The 23,701-nt window shown below is 69.7% G+C and carries 15 protein-coding genes; 6 read left to right on the top strand and 9 right to left on the bottom strand.

Annotated features, from left to right (window positions below; translation table 11 throughout):
- Window positions 1-81: 81 nt before the first annotated feature.
- The 7 genes from FXF52_RS29205 to FXF52_RS29180 form a co-directional block, all read right to left on the bottom strand.
- Window positions 82-378: a DUF202 domain-containing protein gene (locus FXF52_RS29205; RefSeq protein ID WP_187413774.1), complete on the bottom strand. Its 297-nt coding sequence runs from the start codon at window positions 376-378 to the stop codon at window positions 82-84.
- Entirely contained in the window at window positions 375-704 is a 330-nt protein-coding gene (locus FXF52_RS41915; RefSeq protein WP_187413773.1) for a YidH family protein, read from the bottom strand. The genes FXF52_RS29205 and FXF52_RS41915 overlap by 4 nt, the downstream gene beginning before the upstream one ends.
- 35 nt (window positions 705-739) lie before the next feature.
- The gene (locus tag FXF52_RS41910) at window positions 740-2,338 is read right to left on the bottom strand and encodes a right-handed parallel beta-helix repeat-containing protein (protein WP_187413772.1); all 1,599 of its coding nucleotides are present in this window, start codon (window positions 2,336-2,338) and stop codon (window positions 740-742) included.
- Window positions 2,335-3,756, bottom strand: coding sequence for a sulfatase (locus FXF52_RS29195; RefSeq protein WP_255472455.1), 1,422 nt, complete (start codon window positions 3,754-3,756; stop codon window positions 2,335-2,337). Before FXF52_RS29195 ends, FXF52_RS41910 begins: the two co-directional genes overlap by 4 nt.
- A gap of 65 nt (window positions 3,757-3,821) precedes the next feature.
- A complete protein-coding gene (locus FXF52_RS29190; protein ID WP_222870739.1) occupies window positions 3,822-4,820 on the bottom strand; it encodes an aliphatic sulfonate ABC transporter substrate-binding protein in 999 nt (332 codons plus the stop codon).
- Window positions 4,817-5,599, bottom strand: coding sequence for an ABC transporter ATP-binding protein (locus FXF52_RS29185; protein WP_148801544.1), 783 nt, complete (start codon window positions 5,597-5,599; stop codon window positions 4,817-4,819). Before FXF52_RS29185 ends, FXF52_RS29190 begins: the two co-directional genes overlap by 4 nt.
- Entirely contained in the window at window positions 5,596-6,330 is a 735-nt protein-coding gene (locus tag FXF52_RS29180; protein WP_148801543.1) for an ABC transporter permease, read from the bottom strand. The genes FXF52_RS29185 and FXF52_RS29180 overlap by 4 nt, the downstream gene beginning before the upstream one ends.
- Before the next feature lie 395 nt (window positions 6,331-6,725).
- Here FXF52_RS29180 and FXF52_RS29175 point away from each other — a divergent pair, with 395 nt between their 5' ends.
- From FXF52_RS29175 to FXF52_RS29150, 6 genes are all read left to right on the top strand, one after another.
- A complete protein-coding gene (locus tag FXF52_RS29175; protein WP_148801542.1) occupies window positions 6,726-7,970 on the top strand; it encodes an ROK family transcriptional regulator in 1,245 nt (414 codons plus the stop codon).
- A 171-nt stretch (window positions 7,971-8,141) separates the two neighbouring features.
- Window positions 8,142-9,317, top strand: a complete 1,176-nt coding sequence (locus FXF52_RS29170; protein WP_148801541.1) for an ROK family transcriptional regulator — start codon at window positions 8,142-8,144, stop codon at window positions 9,315-9,317.
- Between the two features lie 346 nt (window positions 9,318-9,663).
- Window positions 9,664-11,697, top strand: coding sequence for a beta-N-acetylhexosaminidase (locus FXF52_RS29165; protein WP_222870738.1), 2,034 nt, complete (start codon window positions 9,664-9,666; stop codon window positions 11,695-11,697).
- Between the two features lie 291 nt (window positions 11,698-11,988).
- Entirely contained in the window at window positions 11,989-12,909 is a 921-nt protein-coding gene (locus FXF52_RS29160; RefSeq protein ID WP_187413771.1) for an AAA family ATPase, read from the top strand.
- Between the two features lie 228 nt (window positions 12,910-13,137).
- Window positions 13,138-15,564, top strand: coding sequence for a beta-N-acetylglucosaminidase domain-containing protein (locus tag FXF52_RS29155; RefSeq protein WP_222870737.1), 2,427 nt, complete (start codon window positions 13,138-13,140; stop codon window positions 15,562-15,564).
- Between the two features lie 355 nt (window positions 15,565-15,919).
- A complete protein-coding gene (locus tag FXF52_RS29150) occupies window positions 15,920-18,616 on the top strand; it encodes a beta-N-acetylglucosaminidase domain-containing protein (RefSeq protein ID WP_187413770.1) in 2,697 nt (898 codons plus the stop codon).
- A 216-nt stretch (window positions 18,617-18,832) separates the two neighbouring features.
- On the opposite strand, the gene FXF52_RS29145 is transcribed toward FXF52_RS29150, so the two are convergent.
- Both FXF52_RS29145 and FXF52_RS29140 read right to left on the bottom strand, forming a co-directional pair.
- Window positions 18,833-20,140, bottom strand: a complete 1,308-nt coding sequence (locus FXF52_RS29145) for a nickel/cobalt transporter (protein ID WP_255472453.1) — start codon at window positions 20,138-20,140, stop codon at window positions 18,833-18,835.
- 94 nt (window positions 20,141-20,234) lie between these two features.
- On the bottom strand, window positions 20,235-23,633 hold the full coding sequence (locus FXF52_RS29140) for a PQQ-binding-like beta-propeller repeat protein (RefSeq protein WP_222870736.1): 3,399 nt from the start codon (window positions 23,631-23,633) through the stop codon (window positions 20,235-20,237).
- Window positions 23,634-23,701: the final 68 nt, after the last annotated feature.

Below are 23,701 nucleotides of genomic sequence, written 5' to 3'. Positions count from 1 at the left end.
GCCGGCGCGCATTCCGGGCACCCGGCGTGCCCGTCGCCGAGTCTGATACCGACGGTGACGGCGGGCCGTGGGACCGATGGTTCAGAGCCGTAACAGGACGGCGACGAGGCCCACCACCGCGAGGGCGGCGGTGCCGACCGTGCTCGTGAAGACGGTCAAGGATCGCCTCCGGGCGGGCCTCGACAAGCTCAGGCAGGTCAGTGCGATGGCGATGCCAGCGCAGCCCGACACCCCGACCGCGGTGCTCACCGCCACGGTTGCGGAAATTTCGGCCGAGGCCAGTTTCGCGGCCCCCAGCCCGGCCGCAGCCAAGCTGAGCGTGAAGCGGCGCCAGGCCAGCATGGTGCGCTCGTACGCGAGCCCGTGGTCGTCGGTCACAGCACGACCAGCGCGGCGGCGACGGCCGCGGTCACCGCGACGACACACAGCGTTCCGGCGAGCAGCGGCGCCGCGGTCGGGGCCGGAATGGGCCGGCGACGGCGTAGGGCGCGCTCGATTTCCATCCATCGTCGGTACGCCAGAACACACACGACCAGGCCGAGGCTGCAGCACGCCGTTGCCAGGCTTCCGGTCAGCACCTTGTTGGCGAGGAGGTCGGTCGCCGCGGTGATCGCCAGCCCGGCGACGACCAGTCCGAGGGAGGTTCGAAGCCACGCGAGCAGCGTGCGCTCATTGGCGAGGGTGAAGCGCGGATCGGGCTCCACGTCACCTTCGTACGCAACGCTCGGATGCCACGGCGTCACGATGAGCCGCCATGCGTGTCGTGACACAGGTCCGACCCGCAGTCGGGCTGGTGGGCACCGATTGCGGGTGGCTGGGTGACTGGAACCACGTTGCCGAAGTAGTCGTGGCCGCCGTTGTCGGGGATGACCGCGCCGGCTCCGACCGCGGGGGAGTCGTCGCGCAGCCGGTAGCCGGCCGGGTCGACGCCGCCGGGAGCGCGCAGCTGCGGGTCCTCGGTGACCGTGTCTGTTGCGTTGGCGGGTGCGGGCAGGCCGTCGAAGAGATTGTGGTCGAAAGTGACCCGGCCGCTCATCAGGCGGTATGACGCGCGGCCGGTGCCGGTGCGGACGACGAGGTTGTCGGCGAACCGGACGTTACGTGGTTGGGTGTTGTTCTCGTTGACGACGACCTGGGTCACGCCGTCGCCGAGGTAGATCGTGTTGTTGTGGACCAGGCCCGACTCGACGTGGCCGCTGCAGTTCTCCACGCCGCGATGGTGGTCGTTGACGCTGATGTTGTAGCGGACGACAAAGTCGCGGATGCCGGTGCTGGTCGGGCACAGCAGCAGCCAGCCGCCTTCGTTGTCGTGGCTGAGGTTGTACTGGAACACGATGTCGCGGGTGGCGTGGTCGATGTCCCAGGCCATGCCGTCGAGGGTGGTGCGGCCGTGCGCTGCGACGTTGTGCTGGAAGGTGACGCGCTCGGAGTTCGCCGTCCACATGCCGGCGTTGTAGGTGCCGGAGCGCATGTTGTAGCCGTCCAGGCTGTTGCGCTCCACCAGGGCGTCGGTGTTCATCTTGACCGCGATGCCGTCGCCGCCGATGTCGGTGAGGATGTTGCCGCGGACCAGCATGCCGGTGGAGGGGTGCCACGGCGCCGTGCACAGCCCGGCCCAGAAGCCGCCGAGCTCGGGGCGATTGCACCAGTTCGACCAGGTGTAGATGCCTTCGCGGTCGACGTGCCAGATCCTGTTGTCGAGGATCCGCAGACCGCTGAACGAGGTGGGCACGGTTGATCCGGCGGCCTCCACGACGATGCCGCCAGAGGCGTTGCCGAACTTGCCGTTCGCGGTCCGGGGACCGTTGACGATGCCCTGTACGTCGTGCACGTCGAGCCGGCGCAGCACGATCCCGGTGACGGTGCCGGCGTCCTCGGCGATGACGTACACGCCCCGTCGGGTGCTGGTGTTGTCACCCCGGGCGGTGAGTTCCAGGTCGCGGACCTCGATGTGCGCGACGTTGCGGAGCAGCACGGCCTCGGTGGCGCCGCCGGCGTCGATCCGCGCCTTCGGCGCCGCGGGTTCACCGTAGGAGGCGATGGTGATCGGCTGCTGCGCTGTGCCGGAGCCGTGTGGTGCCAGCGTGCCGGTGCACGTGCTGCCCCGCTTGAGTCGCACGCTGGTCCCCGGGGCGAGGGTCAGGGCGTTGACCTGTGTCAGCGAGCTGAACGGGTCGAGCCGCGAACCGGAGCCCTCCGATCCGGACTGCGAGCAGTCGACGAAGACCGCGTCCGGCTCCGGTGGCTCGGCGGCGGCGGAGTTCGGCGTGGACGCGAGCCCGGCGGCCGATGCGGCCAGGACCGCGATCGTCGCCATGAGCCAATTGCGGTCACTCATCGCGGCGCACTCCCTTCCGATTCAATTGGCGTCCATGGTGTGTCGCCGCACTCCGCCTGGACCCGGGCGAGCTCCGTGGTCAGTTCGGCGCGCACGCGGGCGTACGCCGGGTCGTCGTACACGCTGTGCAGCTCCCACGGGTCGGTGCGTAGGTCGAACAGTTCCCACTCCGGCTCCTGCGGGTTGTCGGAGGTGCCGGGGATGCCGAGCCCGTCGGCGTAGTAGTAGACGAGCTTGTGATCGTGGGTGCGTACGCCGTAGTGGGCCCAGACGTGGTGCTCCGCGTCGTCGTGCTCCCAGTAGCGGTAGTAGACCGACTCACGCCAGTCGGACACCTCGTCCCCGCGTAGCAGGGGGCGTAGCGAGCGCCCCTGCATGCGTTCGTCGGCCGGCACGCCGGCGTAGTCGAGGAACGTCTGGGCGAAGTCGACGTTCATCGCGAGGGCGTCGCAGGTGGTGCCGGCCGGGATCTCCGCCGGGTAGCGGATGAGGAACGGCATCCGCAGGGACTCCTCGTACATGAACCGCTTGTCGTACCAGCCGTGGTCGCCGAGGAAGAACCCCTGATCGGAGGTGTAGACCACGATCGTGTCGTCGGTGAGGCCGTGCTCGTCGAGGTAGTCCAGCAGCCGGCCGACGTTGTCGTCGACGCTGGCCACGCAGCGCAGGTAGTCCTTGATGTAGCGCTGGTAGTGCCACAGCGCCGCCTCGTCCGCGTCCAGGTGCGGCGGCAGCAGCTCCTTCACGTCGTTGAGGGTCAGGTCCCGGTCGACGCGCATCCGGGCGGCCCGGGCAGCGGCCGCGTGCCCGGCGTGGTCGTCGGCGAACGTGGCCGGCACCGGAAGGTCCTCGAGGTACATGTCCCGGTGCTTGTCGTCGGGTTCCCAGTTGCGGTGCGGCGCCTTGTGGTGCACCAGCAGGCAGAACGGCCGGTCCCGGTCGCGCTCGTCCAGCCAGCGGATGGCGAGATCGGTGATGATGTTCGTGCAGTACCCGGGCCGGATCCGTTCGACGCCGTCCATCCCGATGAAGACCGGGTCACGGTAGCGGCCCTGACCCGGCACCACCTCCCAGTAGTCGAACCCGCGTGGGTCGTGCGCGGGTCCGTGCCCGAGATGCCACTTGCCCACCAGCGCGGTCTGATATCCCGCGCGACCTAGCAACTGCGGGAAGACCAGCTGCTGGTTGTCGAACTCGGTGGCCAGGGTGCGCACCCCGTTCACATGGTTGTAGGTGCCGGTGAGGATCGTCGCGCGGCTCGGCGCGCACAGCGAGTTGGTGCAGAAGCAGTTCTCCAGCAGCATCCCGCCGGCCGCGATCCGGTCGATGTGCGGCGTCTTGTTGAGCTTGCTGCCGTACGCGCTGATCGCGTGCGCCGCATGGTCGTCGGCCATGATGAAGACGATGTTCGGACCCACTGGCCCCTCTTTCCTGAGCTTGTGGAACGACGGTTCGGCGACCGCACCGTCGCCGAACGCTGGGTTCAGGCGGTGTACGTGGCGGCGTCGTAGTAGCTGGCGGGGTCGACCTCACTGGTGAGCTTGCCGAGCTCCTTGAACAGCCCGTTGAGCCCGTTGAGCCAGCCGGTGACCGTTCCGTCCTTGGACTTCGCGGCAAGCTCCGCCGAGCTGAGGAAGCGCGCGTTGCGTGCCTCGGAGCGCAGCTGGTCGGCCGGGGCCTTGAGGAACGCCGCGGTGAGCTCGACGGCCTTGTCGAGGTCGGCCACCCGCGCGTCGTTGGCCTCCCGCAGCAGCGCGACCACCTTCTTGACTACCTCGGGGCTGCCGGTGACGACCTCGTTGCGCCCGATGTAGGCCGACGGGAAGCTCAGCTGCGGGTAGAAGTCCTCGTTCTTGGCGATCTCGACCAGGTCCGGCACCCGCTGCTTGATGGTGCCGATCAGTGGGTACCAGATGCCGGCGGCGTCGATCTGCTTCGCGGCGAAGGCGGTCACGACGGTGCTCGGGTCCATCGCCACCTTCTTGACGTCGTCGATGGTCAGCCCCTCGCGCCGCAGTGCCAGGCGCAGGATCATGTCGCCGGACGTGCCCTCGGGCACGCCCACCCGCTTGCCCGTCAGCGAGGCGATGGTGGAAATGCCCGGTTGGGCGATGATCCGGTCGGCGAATCCGAGGGAGTTGATCGCGACGACGCGCGCCTTGCCGCTGGCCGGCAGCCACATCGCGCCGGGACCGATGTATCCGAAGTCCAGGTCGCCGGCGCCGAGGGCCTGCACCTGAAGCGGCCCGTTGGTGAAGACCTTCAGCTGCGGCTTCAGGCCGTGCTTGGACCACAGCCCCTTCTCCTCGGCGATGGCCATCAGGCTGGCGCCGGTGAAGTCGGCGATGTAGCCGACCTTCACCGCCGATCCGCCAGCACCGGCGCCACCGGAGGCTTCGTCCTTGCCACATGCGCCCAGGGTGAGTGCGGCGCCGATGCCCGCGAACCCGGTCAGTACCGTGCGGCGCGACATGCTGCTCATCTTGGTGTTCCTTCCAAGGGGGTCTGGTGGTAGACGGCGTGCCACACCCGGTTGCGGATGGCGGTGAACCGCTCGGACAACCGGATGGCCTCGGTGCGGGGATGGGGTAGGTCGACGTCGATGACCTCGTGGAGCCGCCCGGGGCGGGCGGCCATGACGATGACCCGGTTGGCCAGGTAGACGGCCTCGTCGACGTCGTGGGTGATGAACATGACGGTGCGCTGCTCGGCGGTCCAGGTGGCGAGCAGTTGATCCTGCAGCTGTACGCGGGTCAGCGCATCCAGCGCGCCGAACGGCTCGTCCATGAGCAGGATGTTGGGGTTGACCGCGTACGCCCGGGCGATCGCACACCGTTGCCGCATACCGCCGGACAGCGTCTTGGGCAGGGCGTCGGCGAAGTCGCTCAGGCCGACCAGGTCGATGAAGTGCCGGGCCCGTTGCCGTCGCTCGGCGCGGGCGACCTTCGCGACCTTGAGCCCGAACTCGACGTTCTGCTGCACGGTGAGCCAGGGGAAGAGGGCGTACTGCTGGAAGATCACGCCGCGGTCGGGGCCGGGTCCGGCGACCGGGCGGTCGTCGACCCGTACCTCGCCGTCGGTCGGTTCGATCAGTCCAGCGGCGATGTTGAGCAGGGTCGACTTGCCGCAGCCGGAGGGCCCGACGACGGTCACGAACTCGCGGTCGGCGATGTCGAGGTCGACGCGGTCCAGGGCCTGGAACTCGTTGTCCCCGACCTGAAAGGTGCGGCTGACCGAGCGGAATGAGATCTTGGTGGTCATCGCCGCTCCTGCCATCCGGTGAGGCGCCTCTCGGCCATCAGCAGCAGTCGGTCCATGATCAGGCCAAGCACGCCGATGGTGATCAGACCGACGAAGATGGTGGCGAGGTCGTAGTAGATCTGGGCCTGTTGCATGCGGTAGCCGAGGCCCTCCTGGGCCGCGATCAGTTCGGCGGCGACCAGGGTCGCCCACGCGGCCCCCAGGCCGACGCGCATGCCGACGAGGATGAACGGCGTCGACGCCGGCACTACGACGCGGCGGAACACGACTGCGTCGCCGGCGCCGAGCACCCGGGCCGCGTTGATCAGGGTGTTGTCCACGCTGACCACGCCCTGGAAGGTGGCGACCACGCAGGAGAGGAAGGCGGCCAGGAAGATCACGAAGATCTTCGGGGTCTCCTCGATGCCCAGGAGCACGATCGCGAGCGGGATGATGGCCAGCGGGGGGATCGTCCGGAAAAACTGGATGTACGGTTCGATCAGCCCGCGCGCCGTCGCGTACCACCCCATCAGGAAGCCGACCGGCACCGCGAGCGCGCTGCCCAGCGTGAAGCCGATCAGCACCCGCCGCAGGCTCGCCGCTGCGTCGGTCAGCAGAGTGCCGTCGGCCAGCAGCTCCCCGGCCCGTACGGCGACGGCCTGTGGGCCGGGCAGCCCGGAGACACCGGCTGCGGCCAGGGCCGCCCAGCCGGCGATGCCGAGCACGACGGCGAGTACGTTCAACAGGGCCATCCGCCAGCCCGGTCTGGCCGGCGACCGGGTCGCTGTGCCAGATCTGCCCACCCGGGGCAGTGCTTTTTCTACCGAAGTCACCTGAAGCCTTCCGTCAGGCCGAGGCCGGCTTGCCGCGCCGTGGGCCACCTCGACGTACGGGAGTCTGTGATCCTGGTCGTAATCCTGTCAACCCTCCGGAATAATTCCGCAGGAGAATAATCCGAAAGGTTGACAATATTGGGTGGCGCCTGCGACGATGCGGTCGTCGGGACTGTCACCCGCGCACAGGGGATGCGTCACCGGGTACGGCATTGAACACGGCGATCGTCGCCGGGCCGTGTGCGTAGAAGATCAGCCCAGGCGTGACGCACGCAGCGGGGTGGACCAACGTGTGGAGGGGGCGCACCGGTCGGATGTCCATCGGTGAAGTTGAGATGGTGGCGGAGCGGGTCGACGCCATGCAGCGGGTGCGCCTCGGCCACACCCAGGTTCTCCTTGATCAGTTGCGTCGCGCCGGTCCCCTCAGCCGCGCCGAGTTGGTCCAGCGCACCGGCCTGTCCCGGACCACCCTGTTCGACATAATCGGCGACCTCGTCGATCGTGGCGTCCTCGTGGAACGAGGGCCGGTCGCCGACGGGCAGCGGCGCCGTGGCCGGCCGTCCGCGAAGATCAGCCTCAATCCGGGCGCCGGGCGGATCATCGGCGTCGATCTCGGGAGAGCGCGCATCGGTGTCGCGATCGCCAACGTGAGTCACGACATCGTGGCCGAGGCCAGCCGGCCGGTTGACGTTGCCGCCGGTGCGACGCGACGCGCTGCGGCAGCGGTCACGCTCATCGAAGACCTTGCACGTGAGCACGCGATCGACCTCGACGCTGTGGAAGGAATCGGACTCGGCCTCGCTGGGCTGGTCGGCGACCCGGGCCGTCCTCCCGGCAGCAAGGCGTTGCTCCGGACCGCTCGGGATGTCGCGGGCCACTTCCGTCGGCGCTTCGACGCCCCGGTCCTGCCGGACAACAATTCGCGCCTCGCCGCGCTGGCCGAAGCCACCTGGGGGGCGGCCCGCGATGCGCACGGTGTCATCTACGTGCGGTGGACCGAAGGCGTCGGGGGTGCCCTCATTCTCGACGGACGCCTGGTGCGTGGCGCGCACGGCGCCGCGGGCGAGCTGGGGCACGTCAGCGTCGAGCCGGATGGACCGCGGTGCCCTTGCGGCGGGCAGGGATGCCTGGAGCTGCAGATCGGGGCCAAGGCCCTCGTCCGCCACTGCACAGAGCGCGGCGTCACGCCGCACGACACGCAGGACCTGGTTGCCCGGGCGCTTGCCGGTGACCCGACCGTTCGCGCCGTGGTGCGCGAGGCGGCGACCCTGCTCGGCCAGGTGCTGTCCGGGCTGGTGGTCGAATTCGACCCCACCACCGTTGTCATCGGCGGTGCTCTGGCAGAACTCGGCATCCTCGTGCTGGATCCCGTGCGGGCCGAGATCGACCGGCTGGCCATTCCCCGCCATCCCCGCTCGGTCCAGGTGATGGCCGCCAAGTTCGGCGATGAAGGGGCTGCGTTGGGTGGGGTGGCTGCCGTGTTGCAGGCCGGCGCCGCGGGGCCGCTGCCAGGACTGGCCAGCCTGCCCGCCGCCACGATTCGCGCCGGCGGCTTGTGACGCCCGGATCGCTACCCTCGCGCCCTCACCACCCGCTTCCCGACCTGCGGCGAGACGCCGAGTAATCTCGCCAAGAGCCCTGGCATAAGTCGTGTCCAGGCGCAGGCTCGGCTTCCCCTGCCCGCGGGCGGCCGACTGACCAGGTCAGCCTGGAAACGGGGGATCGGATCGGTGAGCAGCGACGGGGTGCTCCGCAAACTGCGGCGGGAGCACGAACTGCGGGTGCTGACCATCCTGGTGGAGCGAGGCCCCTGCTCCCGGCGAGAGCTGGAGAACGCCACCGGGCTGTCCCGGACCACGATGTCGGCCATCGTCGCCGATCTTGTCCGGCGTCGTGCCGTGGTCGACGACGCGCAGCGACCGGCGTCGAGTCGGGGACGGCCGACCACGCTCATCCGGCTCAACCCGCGTGCCGCGTCGGCGGTCGGGGTTGAGCTGGGTCGTGGTCACGTCAGCGTCGCGGTGGCCGACATCGGGCGTGCCGTGCTCGTCCATGTCACCGAACCGGTCGCGGCCGACCATGGCCTGCCGACGCGGATGGACACCGCTCTCGCGCTGCTCTGGAGCGTCACAGTCGCGCACAAGCTGGAACTCGACGGGCTTGTGGCGGCGGGGCTCGGGCTTTGGGGGCACCACCCCGATCCGGAGATCGACGCCGGGGACCCGGCCGGTGATCCGGTTGTCGCCGGTCTCGTGGATCGTCTGCGGGTGGCGCTCGGCGTTCCCGTGACCTGGGACCACAACATTCGGCTCGCCGCCGTTGCGGAGCGGCGGGCGGTCGAGCTGCCAGCCCGTGCCGATCTGGTGTACGTCGCCCTGTCCCACGGTGTCGGCGGCGGCGTGGTGATCAACGGCGCGCTCGCCCGCGGCGCCTCGGGTACCGCCGGCGAGATCGGACACGTGAGCGTCGATCCGACCGGTCCGCCGTGCTGGTGTGGCGGCCGCGGCTGCCTCGAGCAGTACCTCACCGTCGATGCGCTGCTGGCCCGCGTCCGCGCTGTCGCGCCGGACGTGGTCGACGTGGGCAGCCTCGTCGCGGCGTTGGACCGGGGTGAGCCCGCCGTCACCGCGGTCGTGAACTGGAGCGCGGAACTGCTCGGCCGGGCACTCGGGATGGTGGTGACCCTGCTCGACCCGCGACGGATCGTCATCGGTGGCGAGCTCGCCGATCTGGGCGAGCACCTGCTCGGGCCGGCGCGCGCGGCCCTGGCCCGGCAGAAGCTGTCCATCCGCGACCGGCGCCTGGAACTCGACACCGCCCGGATCGCCCACGGCGCAGCCGCCGTCGGGGCGGCGCTGGTGGCGCTCGACGAGCACGCCTCGCTCCACGACCTTAAGGCCGATTAGGGGAGTGCTCAGGCCTTGGCGACGCCGCCGAGGCCGACGCGAAGTGCATGGCAGGCGCCCTCGCCGGAGCACTGCCCGGTCGTGGGGGAGCGAGCCGGCGACGCCCCTGTTCGGCCGAGGAATCGGCGGCGACGGATTGGGGCTGAGCCGGTTCGGGTGTATCACCACCCGCACCAACCCTGACACACGATTTATGTTCAGGCTATTGACGTAAAGAGGGGGCTCGCCGCACACTCTGGCGACAACCCCCGTACACGCTGCCCGCGCGGCATGCAGTGGGGCCGACGTTCGCGAAGGAGCCACGTTGAACGCTCAACCCCGTTCCATGACACGGCCGAGAAATCGCTTGGCCCTGACCGCCCTGCCAGCCGCGCTCGCGGTGGCGCTGCTGGCATCACCAGCCGCCGGTGTGCAGTTGCCCACCCCGTACACCGCGATGTCGGTGGACATCGCCGCGGCGGCCCCGGCCAACCTGGCCCTGGTGCCGAAGCCGGTGGCGGTCGAGCAACACGACGCGCCGCCGTTCACGCTGCACCGCAACACGCGCGTCCTCGCGATCGGGGACGATGCTGCCGCGCCGGCGCAGTACCTGGCCGGCATCCTTCGCCCCTCGACCGGGTACGCCCTACCGGTCGTCAACGAGGGGTGGGGTCCGGCGCCGATCATCATCGAGGTCGGGCCGGGCCACGCACCCAACGGCCATGAGGCCGAGGGCTACACCCTCAGCGTCGATGCCGAGCGCATCCGGATCGCCGCCGACACGCCCAACGGTGCGCTCAACGGAGTGCAGACGCTGCGCCAGCTGTTCCCGCAGTGGGTGGAGTCCGACACCGTCGTCGAGGCAGAGTGGACGGTGCCGGCGGTGAGCATCACCGACTACCCGCGCTTCGCCCACCGCGGCATGATGCTCGATGTCGCGCGCAGCTTCTACCCGATGGATGAGGTCAAGGCCTACATCGACGGCGCGGCCCAGTTCAAGATCAACCGTCTGCACCTGCACCTGTCCGACGACCAGGGGTGGCGGATCGCGATCGACAACCCGGCGGACAACCCGTCCGGCATCGACTACGGGCTGCTCACCGGGGTCAGCGGCGCGACCGCGATGACGTACAACGGCAACGGGCAGCTGATGGGCACCGAGCTCGGCGTGACCGGCTACTACACGAAGGCCGACTACGCGGAGATCATCCGTTACGCGGGCGAGCGCGGCATGACGGTGATCCCCGAGATCGACCTGCCCGGCCACACCAACGCCGCGCTGCACGCGATCCCGCAGCTCAACACCCCCGGCGCCTGGCCGAAGCTGCAACCCGGGCAGCCGACCGTGCCCCACAACGGCACCGGCGCCGTCGGCTACTCGTCGCTGGACGCCAACAGCGCGGTGACGTACGAGTTCGTCACGCACGTGCTCGCCGAGATCGCGAAGATGACCCCCGGGCCGTACCTGCACATCGGCGGCGACGAGGCGCACGTGACCAGCCGCGCCGACTACCTCACGATGGTCAACGCGTTCACCCGCACGGTCGCCGGGCTCGGCAAGACCGTCGTCGGCTGGAACGAGTACGCCACAACCGACCTGCCGCAGGACAACGCCGTGGTGCAGTTCTGGAACGGAAACCGGACCGCCACGGCTGACGCGGTGAACAACCGGGGCGCAAAGGTCATCCTCTCCCCGGCCAGCAACACGTACCTGCCGCAGAAACAGGACCCCCGCCAGCCGCAAGGCGGCACCTGGGCCTGCGGCGGGGTGTGCGGGCTGGACCGCCACTACAACTGGAACCCGGGCACGTACATCCCCAACATCGACGAATCGCGGGTACTGGGCGTCGAGACGGCCCTGTGGGGCGAGTTCATCCGGCACGTCGAGCAGGCGCAGTACTACAGCTTCCCGCGGCTCATCGCCAACGCCGAGGTGGGCTGGACCCCGCAGGCGCAGCGCGACTACGCCGACTTCACCACACGCCTGTCCGAAGTGGGCGGCCGGTTGACGGTCGAAGGAACGAACTTCTTCCCCACCGTGAACGTGCCCTGGCGGATGCGCGTGCTCGGCGCCTCGAGCACCGTGCGGGCCGGCGAGCCGACCGCAGCGACCTGGACCATCACCGCCCCGGGGCTCGCCTCCGCCGACCTTTCGGCGACCATCACCTGGAGCGACGGGGTGCAGGAGCAGGTGCCTGTGACGACTGCCCGGGAGGGGAGCATCCCCGGTATGTGGATCAACGACGCGTTCACCGCGACGTCCGGCCGTACCTTCACCAGGCCAGGGAGCCACACCGCGACGCTGTCGGTCCGGGCCGCCGGCCGGGCACCAGCGGAGGGATCGCTGACGGTCACCGTCTACGCGGCGCAGCCGCTGCTTCCCGCCGGCAGCGGCGCCTGATGCCGACCGCCGCCCCGCCATCCCGCACGGCGGGGCGGCGGGGCGGCCCTGGGCGAACGCGACCACCGCACGCGCTGCGCTGGCCGGAGACGACACGGCACCGATCCGATACCGCCGTCGAGCTGCCCGACGGCGGGCGCTGCATGGCCTCGTAAGGGCACTCCACACCCGCGACTCTGCCTTGTAACCTCTGCCTATGTTGCTCCCCGACCATCGAAGCGGCGGTCGCCCCTGTGCACGGATGGAGCAATGAACACTAGCGGGTCTGACACAGGTAGCATCTCGGCGATCGTGTCGCCCGGCATGGTCGGACGCGAGCGCGAACTCGCCGCCCTGAGAGTGGTGCTGTCGGGTCCGCCGGTGATCGTGCTGGTCGAGGGCGAGGCCGGGATCGGCAAGAGCCGGCTGGTCCAGGAGATGCTCGCGACGGGTACTCCGGTCCGGCGGGTGCTGCTGGCGACCTGCCCGGCGTATCGGCAGCCTTTCACGCTCGGGCCGCTGGTGGATGCGATCCGACCGGCGGCTGAGGATGTCGCCGGGCTCGGCCTGAGTGGGTTGGCGGGTGCGCTTCGGCCGCTGTTCCCCGAGTGGGCGTCGGCGCTGCCGCCGGCGCCCGAGCCGGCCGAAGACGCAGCGGCGGCGCGACACCGGCTGTTCCGGGCCCTCGAGGAGATTCTCGAGCGGCTGGACGTCGGGTTGCTCGTGGTCGAGGACCTGCATTGGGCCGATGAGGCAACCCTGGAGTTTCTGCTGTTCCTGGCCTCACGTCCGCGGCAACAGGTCAGCCTGCTGGTGAGCTACCGGCCAGGGGAGATCACGGCGGACTCTCTGCTGCTGCGATTGTCGTCCCGGCAACCGGCGGGGACGTCGCGGCTGCGGCTGTCGCTGGAGCCGTTGGACATCCTCGGGACGGCCGAGATGGTGTCCTCGATGCTCAGCGGGGAACGCGTCTCCGACGATTTCGCCACCGAGGTGATCTCCTCGGCGCCGCCGCCCTGTTCGCCCGGGCGGCCGAGGCGTGGCAGAGCCTTCCACGGCCGTACGACGCGCTGCTCAGCCGGGAGCGACAGGCCGCCTGCCTGCTGCGCGCGGACCGGTCGGACGCCGCGCTCCCCGTCCTTGCGGAGGCCTTCGAGGGGCTGTCCGCCCTCGGTGCCCGTGGCGACGCCGTGCGCGTCATGCACACCCTGCGTGCACACGGTGTGGAGGTGAAGCGTCCGTCGTGGCGGGGTGGGCGGCGCAGCTACGGCGATCAGCTGTCGCCCCGTGAGCTCACCGAGCGCGGCCTGGGCCGTCCAGTCGGCCATGCTCGTTCTTGGCAGAATTGGCCTGAACCCGATCGCATTCGCTCACATCGTAAGACGCCGATTGATCCCTGGCATCGCTCGTGACAGCGTGCCTCAAATCCGTCTAGATGAATCTGGGCGCGAAGGAGGGGCCGTGAGCGTACGAACCCGCTGCATCGCAGTCATTTCACTCGTCAGCCTGATGGCGGCTGCCGCGCCAGCGCAGGCCCGGCCTGGCACCACCCAGGCCACGGGAACGCGCGGCGCGGACATCCCCGCCGTGAGCCCCGTGCCCCAGTCGATCGAGCGGATCGGGCCCGACGTCCAGCTGCCCGCCTCGGTAGCGATCGTCCACGACCTCGGCGTCGATAAGCCGGCGCTCGACCTCGTCACCTCGCTCTTGGACAACGCCGGTGTCACCCACGTCCGTGTCGTCCCACGCGGCCAGGAACCCCGAGGCGCCGGCGTGCTGATCTCCCTCGGTGCGATCGACGGGCCCGCCGGCGCCGAGGTGGCAGCGATCACCGGATCCCCCGTCCCCGAGTTACCCGCCGAGGGCTACGCGCTGGCTGTCGGCGAGGTGGGCGACCAGCGCACGGTCGCGCTCGCGGGCGCAGACGCCGACGGGCTCTACTACGCCGCACAGACCCTGCGCCAGCTCGTGCAGCCCGACACGGTGCGTGCGAAGCTGCCGGCGGTGGCGATCCAGGACTACCCGGCCATGCCGCTGCGCGGGTCGATCGAAGGCTTCTACGGATCGCCGTGGACGCACGCCGAGCGCCTTGACCAGCTGGCGTTCTACGGCGACGTCAAGATGAACACCTACGTCTACGCGCCCAAGGACGATCCCTACCACCGGGCGCGCTGGCGTGACCCCTACCCGGCGGACAAGCTGGCCGAGCTGGCCGAGTTGGTCGACCAGGCCCGCCGGCACCACGTCGAATTCACCTTCGCGCTCTCGCCGGGCGTCTCCATCTGCTACGCCGACCAGAGCGACTATGCCGCGCTGGTCGCCAAGCTGCAGGCCATGTACGACCTCGGCGTCCGGGTGTTCTCCATCCCGCTCGACGACATCTCCTACACACGGTGGAACTGTGCCGCCGACCAAGCCGCCTATGGCGTACCCAGCGCGGCCACAGCCGGTCGCGCCCAGGTGGAGCTGCTCAACCGCCTTAACCGGGAGTTCATCGCGATGTGCGAGGACATGCAGCCGCTGCAGATGGTGCCCACGGAGTACCGGACGCTCACCGACTCCGCGTACCGCCGGGAGATCCGGGAGAACCTCGACGCCGACATCGAGGTGATGTGGACCGGCGTGCTCACAATCCCCACCCAGATCACGGTGGACGACGTCGCACGCGCCGCCCAGCTCTTCGGACGCAACACGTTCCTGTGGGAGAACTACCCGGTCAACGACCTGCGCGACGCCGCCGGGCGGCTGCTGCTCGCGCCGTACCAGACCCGCGAGCCCGGCATATCCCAACACCTGACGGGCATCGTCTCCAACCCGATGAACCAGGCCGCCGCCGGCAAGATCGCCCTGTTCACCATCGCCGACTTCAGCTGGAACGACCACGCCTACGACATGGACCGGTCGTGGCGAGCCGCCGCACGCTACCTGACCGGCGGGAACGACGTCGCCGCCCAGGCCGTGCTCGACTTCGCCGACCTCAACTACGCAACATTCACCTGGCCCGGATCCCAGCCATGGCTGCGGCAGGCACCCGAGCTCCGGCGCCGCACGACGCAGTTCTGGCGCGACTGGGAAGCAGGCGACCGCGAGGACGGGCTGTCGTCGATGTCCGCCTACGCCGCCCGGATCGCCGAGGCACCGCGCATCCTGCGCGACGCGATCGTGGACCCCGCGTTCCTCGACGACGTCAACAACTGGCTCGACGCCACCGACCTGTGGGGTCGCGCGCTCGTCGCCAGCGTCAACGCACTGGCCGCCCGCCACGACGGCAACACCGCGGCCGCCGACGCCCTGGTGAACGAGGCCCGCACGCTGCGCACGGAGGCCGGCCTGATCCGCGCACCTAAGGGAGAGAACCGCTATGACGGCGTTGTCAAGATCGGCGACGGGGTGCTTGACGCGTTCCTCGACGAAGCGGCGCGGCGGATCCAGCTGTGGGATCTGTTCGAGTCCGGTGCGCAGAATCTGTCGCTGACCGCGACCGCCACAGCGTCCAGCACCGAGTCGAACCTCCCGCAGTTCAGCCCACACAACGCCATCGACGGCGACATGCGGACCCGCTGGTCCTCCGCGCGCACCGACGATCAGTGGCTGCAGGTGGAGTTCGCCGAGCCCTCGTACGTCACGGCCGCGGGCCTCATCTGGGAGAGCGCCTGCGCGAGCGCGTACGAGATCCAGGTTTCGGCTAACGGCACCGACTGGCACACGGCAGCGTCGGTGAGCCCCAGCAACTGTGGAATCGAGACCGTCGCGCTCGACGCACCGGGGCCGGTGACGTTCGTCCGCGTGCAGGGGCTGGGCCGCAAGACCCAGTACGGCTACTCGCTGTGGGAGCTCTGGCTCTACGGAACGCCCTCCAGTCCTACCGAGGCGGTCTCCGCCCGCTAGCTGAAGTGCCCCATGGGGCATGGCTGACGGCGTGACGGCTTGATCCATGGCCGGCAGTGATCGTGGTCGCGGTGCGTTGGTATCTGCGGTTCGAAGCCATCACCGCTCCTTGGCAAAGATCCGAGCGCTCTCGCTGAGCCGGGTGCGTCATGGGAGTGGTATTGCCCGATGGCTTGGACAGGATCTAGCGTGGCGACGAGACCGAAACATCCAATGTCTTACTCTGTCGACTTCGGTGGCGAGCGCGGGAGCAACCCTCATTCGTACCGGGTCAGCTGCGGATTCGACCAGATGACGCCCGCGTCGCGCTTGCCAGCTCGTTGTGGCTACCTCCGATCTATCGAAGGGGAGATGCATGCAGAGCAGACGAACCGTAGGAAGACGCTTGGTCGGCCTCGCCGGTGCGGCCGCCCTCGCCGTCGCCAGCCCGATGCCGTTCCCGGCTCCGGCGGCCGCCGCGCCGGTGCCCCTGCCGGCGATCTGGCCGACGCCGCAAGCGGTGCAGGACCGGAACGACATCGTCCCGGTCACACCGAGTGTCGCGCTGGTGGTTGGGCCGAAGACAGATCGCTCGGCCGTCGAGGTCGTCGAAGAGGTTCTGGCCCGGGCGCGCGTGACGCAGCCCCGGGTCGTCTCCGACGCCGACCCGGAGCCGGACGCCGGTCTGGTCGTCTACATCGGCGGGCCGAGCGAGAATTCCGCATCCGACCGGGCGCTCGACGAGATCGGCATCGCGGCCGACGCCACCGGCCTGCCGGATGAGGGTTATGTGTTGGGCATCGGCAAGGGCGGCGACGGCAAGGCCCGCGCCGTCCTCGACGGCGTCGACCCCACCGGCACCTTCTACGCCGCACAGACGCTGCGCCAGCTTCTCGTACCGCACCCGGGCCGGGACGTCTTTCCCGCCGTGGCCGTCCGGGACTGGCCGGCGATGCCGCTTCGCGGCGCGATCGAGGGTTTCTACGGCCGCCCGTGGTCGCAGCCGGACCGGCTGAGCCAACTGGAGTTCTACGGCCGTACCAAGCAGAACATCTACGTCTACTCGCCGAAGGATGACCCCTACCTGCGGACTCAGTGGCGCCTGCCGTACCCGTCGGACAAGCTCGCCCCGATCCAGGACCTCGTGACGCATGCGACCAGCAACCACGTGGAATTTACCTACGCGCTCTCGCCGGGGCTGTCCGTCTGCTACAGCTCCGACAGCGACAAGCAGGCCCTGATTGACAAGTTTCAGTCGCTGTGGGATATCGGGGTGCGTTCCTTTGCGATCCCGTTGGACGACATCAGTTACACGAGGTGGAACTGCCCGCAGGACGCGACCACGTTCGGCTCCGGCGGTGGCGCGGCGGGTGCGGCGCAGGCGTTCCTGCTCAACCGCGTGCAGCGGGAGTTCATCGCCACCCACCCGGGTGCCGAGCGGCTGCAGATGGTGCCGACGGAGTACCACGACCTCGGCGACTCGCCCTACAAGACCGCCCTCCGGACGAAGCTGGACCCGGAGGTCCTCGTCGAGTGGACCGGTGTGGGGGTGATCGCCCCAGTCATCACCGCCGCCCAGGCCAAGAGCGCGCGTGAGGTTTTCGGCCACGAGATCCTGGTGTGGGACAACTACCCGGTCAACGACTACGTCACCGACCGACTGCTGCTCGGCCCGTATGTCGGGCGGGAAGCCGGCGTCGAACAGCACCTCGTAGGCGTGACCGCCAACCCGATGAACCAGGCCGAGGCGTCGAAGCTCGCCGAATTCACCTCAAGTGCTTTCTTCTGGAATCCGAAGGCGTATGACCCAGCGGCGGCGTGGGACGCGGCGCTGCGAGACCTCGGTGGCGCCGCCTGGCCGGCCCTGCAGGTCTTCGCCGAGAACAACTACTCATCGAGAATCGACGCGGTCGAGTCGCCGACGCTCAAGCCGCTGATCGACGCGTTCTGGTCGGCGTACGAGGGAGGCGACGGGATCGAGTCGGCCGCCACGAGCCTTACCAACTACTTCGGCCAGATGGCGGACGCGCCGGCGGCGTTGCGGTCCGGGCTGCCCAACCAGGCGTTCCTCGACGAGGTTGAGCTCTGGCTCGACAAGCTTGGCTTCTACGGCCAGGCGGGGCAGCACGCGGTACGGATGCTCCTGGCGCAGCGCGCGGGTGACGGCGACGCGGCGTGGCAGGAGCGCCAGGCATTCGACGCCGCACGCGCGAGAGCCAACGCGATCGGCCGGACGGTCGCCCCGGGCGTGCTACCTCCGTTTCTTGACCGGGCCGCATCGACCAGCGACCGCTGGTTCGGCATGACCGGGGCCAGGCCGCGGGGCACGTCCTCGATGGGGCAGTACCAGGCCAACGCGCCGGCCAACATGGTCGATGGCGACCCCGGAACGTTCTTCTGGAGCGACCGGGCGGCGAAGCCCGGCGACCACGTCGGCGTCGACCTCGGCTCGGTCCAGCAGATCCGCACGATCGACCTGTCCATGAGCAAGCCGACCAGCCCGAACGACTACATCCGGCAGGGGGTGTTGGAGTTCTCCGTGAACGGATCAGCGTGGACTCCCATCGGCAGCTACGCCAACCAGCCGGAGATCCACGCCACTGTCCCCGCCGGGACCGCCGCACGGTATGTGCGGATGCGCGCGACGGCGAGTCAGGACTACTGGGTGGTGGTCCGGGAGTTCCAGGTCGCCGCGGCCGGCCGCCTCACGCCGAGCGGCACACCGCCGGCGGCCGCCGGATCCAGCCTGGCCCGTGCGGTCGACGGCGATGCTGGTACGGCGTACGTGGCAAGCCGGGCACCCCAGCCCGGTGAGTCGCTTCAGGTCACGTTCGCGCAGGTCCGCCCGGTGGACCAGGTGGTGGTCCTCCAGTCGAGCGGAGCGATGGCGGCGGTGCAGGTGCACTCGGCCGAGGGCGACTGGACCACGATCGGTGACCTGTCCGGCGGGTACACGAAACTCGCCGCGGCAGGGGTGCGGGCCGATGCGGTCCGGTTGGTCTGGGCGGACGGCTCACCCGCCCCGCAGATCAACGAGGTCATCCCGCGGTTCGCCGACAGCTCAGATGAATGAGCCGGGCGCATAGCCGGTCGGGGTAACAAGCAGACACGGGCGAGTCGGTCACCGATAATCCTTCTCGTGCGGTGACCGGCGCCCGTGCCTGCCCCAGCGTGACGCCATTGACATCTACGACCTTTTCCTCGGCCGGCCCGCCAGACACTCCCGCTCCTACCGCGTGACCACGACCGCCCTCACAGGCCGAGGACCCAAAGCACGAGAGGGCGCCGGTCAGGGCGCCAGCACGCGTCCTGCGGCCACTACGGCGGCCAGGCCGCCGCCGAGCACCACCGCCGAGGAGGCGAGGACCGGCGCCCGCCGGATCCACGTACGCAGCTTGGCCGAGTCGGCGGCGCGGGTCAGCAGCGCGTCGCGTCCCCTGAGCACGATCAGGCCGACCCCAGTCAGGGTCACCGCCATGCCGCATCCGAACGCCGCAACCATTAGGACGGCAGCCCAGATCCGGCCGGTCAGTAGGCCACTGAGCAGGACCAGGAATGCCGACGGCGAGGGGAGCAGGCCACCGGATGTGCCGAGCAGGATCAGACCGCGCCAGCTGAGCAGGGATTCACCGGGCAAGGAGTGGTGGTGGCCATGCCTATGCCCGTGGCTGCGTTCGTGAACGTGGCGGTGGCCGTGCCCGTGGCCTCGCTTGCCCAGTTGCCGCCATAGCAGACCCACCCCGACGCCGAGCACGACCAGGGCGGCGATCAACTGCAGCCAGCCGGTAAGTGCCGCGATGTCCGGGGCGTTCTCCGCGGCAAGCCACCATCCGACGGCGAGCGCGGCGACAGACGCGGTGTGCATCACGGCGACGATGACGCCCAGCCACACCGCGTCCCGTACCCTTCCCCGGCCCGCCACGAGGAATCCAGCCGCGAGGGTCTTCCCGTGGCCGGGGGCGCACGCGTGAAAGGCGCCTACCAGGGCCGCGACGAGCAGCGCCAGTGGCAAGACGACGCGGTGTTCCAGTAGCGCGGAGAGGTCGGTGGTCCAGATGCTGAATTGCCCCTTCGGCCCGTCCGGGGCGCCCGAGTTGCCACGAGCGGATGGGTCGAGCGTGAGCGTGCGGGTCGGCTCGCTGGCGGTGTGCAGGCCGCCGCCGCCCGACTCCATAACGGAGATGGTGCGGTATCTCGGGTCCACGTCGGTCAGCGCGGTGATGGTCACGGCGACCGCGGTCACCGGATTCGGGCAGTGGTAGCGCAGGTGGGCGCCGTCCTGGCCGAGGCGCGTGGTGTCCGCGTGGTCAAGCGGGCAGGGCCGGCTGTCCTGGCTCAGCCGGATGTGTGAGGCGAGGTATTGCGCCTCGGTCGTCCCGGCTGTGCCGGACTCCGTACGGAGCACGGCCAGGTCGTCCTCCGTGGCCGACCAGATGACCTCGACCGCCGTCCCGTCGGCGGTGATCCTGGCGACCGGAGGCGAACCGAAGGGGTGTGCGTCCGCCGTTCCTGGGAGGCCGAGCAGCGCCAGCGTCGTGAGCGCGCTGACGAGAAGGATGCGAGCCGCCCTGGAGCAGGCGTGGCTGAGGGTGTGCAACGGGGTGCTCCGATCAGGAGTGCCCTGCGGGCTGCCTCCTCTGGCCAGGGGAGGCAGCCCGCAGGACCGGAAAGGGGTGGTACTCGGGGTCCGGTCAGCCGTGGCGGGGCTGACGGGCCGCCAGGGCGTGGATCGACCCGTCGTCGGTAAGGGCGATCACCCAGTCACCGCTGACGGACAGGGCCGAAGCGACTCCACCGCCGAGGTTGTACTCGGTCAGCCGCTTGCCGGTCGCGCGGTCCAGGACGACCAGCCGCCCGTCCCAGGTGCCCGCGTACACCAGATCCTCGGTCACCAGGGCGTGCATCGCGGGGGATCCGGGCCCCTCGGCGCAACCGGCGGCGACCCGCCACTTGTCGTCCATGGGGCTCTCCCCGGGCAGGTAGCCGACGCGGGTCTCCCAGAGCGGCTTGGCCGGGTCGGCCGCGCTGGTGTCGTAGGCGCGGATGGCACCGTCACGGCCCGCGACGTAGGCGATGTCGCCCCAGACGGCGGGGCTCGTCAGCGGAGCTTTGCCGGGCTCGCAGGTCCAGGGGTCGTTGTCCGTGGACTTCCACAGGACCTTGCCGGTCTTGAGGTCGTGCCCGCGGGCACCGCTCGTGGTCACCGTGACCAGCTGCGGGTCTCCGGTGGCCGGGTCGGTGAGGGCCGGGGAGGAGTGGCTGTCGATGCCGCCGCCGGTGTTCTGGGTCCACAGTTGCTTGCAGGTTGCGAGGTCCATGGCGACCAGCGTGTTGCTGGAATCCGTGTGCAGGTAGGCGGTGTTGGAGCCGGGCTGGCGGATCGCCGTGCTGTGGAACTGGCCCCAGCTGGTCGCTCCGTTGAAGCCGCCGAGCAGCTCGCCGCTCTTGGCGTCACGGCACCGGATCTTGCTCCAGTTCTGGTAGACCGCGACGGTGCGGTCCTCGCCCGCCAGGTCGAAGACACTGACCGGACCGCCGGCCCGGCCGTAGCGGCGCACGGTGTCGCCGTGCTGCTGCTCGTCCTCGATCGTCTGCCAGGCGACGTGGCCGTCCTCGGCGTCGAGGGCGTAGATCCGGCCGACGGCGGTGGTCAGGTAGACCTTGCCGTCGTGGAGGGTGGGCGTCGACTCGGCGTCGCCATCCAGATACGTGCGCCAGATCTCGCGGCCGGACGTGATGTCGTAGGCGAGCATCATGCTGTACGGGGAGTCGAACGCCCGCGAGGAGACGATCATCTTGTCGCCGGCGATCACTGACCCGTTGAGGTTGAACTGCTCACCGGTGTTGGCGGCCCAGCGCAGGTCGAGCTCGGCGCCGGGGTTGTCCGTGCTCGCGGAGCGTCCCGCCTCGTCACGGCCCTGACGGGTCCAGTCCTGGCCGCTCGTGGGCTTGGCCAGCTGGCTGTCGGGCACCACTTGGAAGGTGTTCTCGATGGTGGGCCAGGCCTTGCCCTTGGTGTCGACGGCGGTCATCTCCGCCGTGTACGTGCCCGGGGCCAGGCCCTCGATGCGGTCACTGACCCGGGTCCAGGAGATCCGGGCCTCGGGGCAGGGCTCCGGCGTGCCGCCGGGTGCCGTGTAGCAGTTCTCGATGCCCGTCCGGTCCTTGCCGGAGCCGAATTTCAGCCCGCTCTCCTGCCGGACCGTACGGCCGCGGCTGTTGCGGATGGTGAGGGTCGCCGTGTCCGGGGTCCGGCCGTCGTCCTCGGCGTACAGCTCGAGCGGGATCTTGGCGCTGGCGGGGTGGACGCTGCCCTGTGCGGGGCTGACCAGGGCGGCATCGTCGTCGACGGTGAACTGCCGGTGCGTGCCCATCACATAGCCGGTGTCCTCGTTCCGCTTGGTACGCGGGTCGTCGGTGATGGCGGAGAAGTCGAGGATCTTGTAGTCAGGGCGGGAGCCGTCGATGCCGTACGTGCCCTGGTTGTTGACCTCGACCGAGCGCTGGAAGGCACCACGGCGGTACTCGGCCTGCTGGTTGTGGCCGGCGGCGAACATCCGCACGTCATACTTTGCCAGCTCGTCGATGGTCGGCTGCATGCCGGCGCCGGGTCCCCAGACGGTGAACAGAGACCGGTGGGCGAAGACGAGCACCTGCTTGCCCACGGCGTGGCGCCTGAGGTCCTCACGCAGCCACTCCAGCTGCGGCTTCAGGCCACTGGAGTCGTAGTTGTCCTCGAGGACCACGATGTGACGGCCGTTGCGGTCGAAGCTGTACCACTCCGGGCCGATGTTTCGGCGCCAGTACTCCATGCTGCCGCCATAGCCCGTGGAGTTGGCGGCGCCACCGAAGTCGTGGTTGCCCATCACCGGGTAGAACGGCATGCCGAGCTTGCCGTCGGTCAGGCCCTTGCGCAGGATGTTGTAGCCACCCTGGCGGCGGGGCTCGGAGGCGTAGTCGGTGACCGTGAGGTCGCCGGTCGTGATAACCATCGACGCCTTGTCCACCTCGGCCATCGCCTCCACCTGGCCGGTCCACTGCGGCAGAGTGCCCCGCGCGGCACCGTCCGAGGTGTTGGACACCTCCGTGTCGGAGACCATCAACCACTTCTCGGTGGGATTGGCCGCGTTCGCATCCGGCACGAGCGCGAAGTCGATACCGGCGCGCGGTCCACCTGCGGGCACCCGGTGGAAGTACTGCGGAACGTAGTCCTCCCGCAGGGCGGGGGTGTAACCGTTCGGGGAGACAATGCTGACGAGGTCGGTCTCCCGGCGGGTCAGATCCACCTGCAGGGTGTACGAGCCGTCGGCGCCGGTCGTCGTCCAGGCAGCGCCGTCGGTGACATCGACGCCCGGCATCGGGGCCTCGCCGCGGTCCCGTACACCATTGGCATTGGTGTCCTCGAAGACCGTGCCCTGGACGGACACCCACTCACCGGTCGTTGCCGCGTCGGCGGCGAACGATGTGCCGGACGGCACGACAGCCGCGATCACGGCGGCACCCGCTGCGACCAGCCATTTACGGCGGCTGTGCGCCTGCGGCCGCCCCCGGTACGGCGGCTGGGGCCGCAGGCGCCGCCGGAGTACCAGGAGCGCAGCGACGGCGAGGGCCGTACCGAGCCCCACAAACCGCCACGGGAAGGCCGAGCTCGCGGGTGCCGCGTGAGCGCCAGCCGCGTCGACGACCGGTGCGGCCGTGGTCGCATCGACCGTGTTGCCGTCGAACTCGACGATGGCCTGGGTCAGTCCGCCCTCCTTCAGCATCGACGTCAGGTCGAGCTTGTCGACGTGGCAGCTCCACGCCAGCTCGACGACCACCCCACCGGGAACTCCGCCGCTGTCGCCGGCCACGCCGGCTCCGCTGGCCGGGCAGGATGCGGCCAGCAGGCGTGACGCCCAAGCACCCGCCTCCTCGGGCGACACCACCTCGCGGTGGACGATCAGTCTCCCGCTCGTGACGTTTTCCTTTGTGGAGACCACGAGTTCGGCGTGCTGTGGCGACACATGCGCGGATGCGGGCTGCGCGCCGAGACCCAGTACGAAGAACAGCAGCACGAGACCGGCTCTGGCTGCTGCGCGGATTGGTTTCATGCGCAGGAAGGGTGCGGGGGGAACAAGTCCGGCGGCGGAACGCCCAGGTGCCTGATGTTGAACGACAG

The organism is Micromonospora sp. MP36 (genome assembly GCF_008119785.1).
In the GTDB taxonomy this organism is placed as follows: Bacteria; Actinomycetota; Actinomycetes; order Mycobacteriales; family Micromonosporaceae; genus Micromonospora.
Note: the sequence above shows the minus strand (reverse complement) of the source record. Positions and strands in the feature narration are given on the sequence as shown.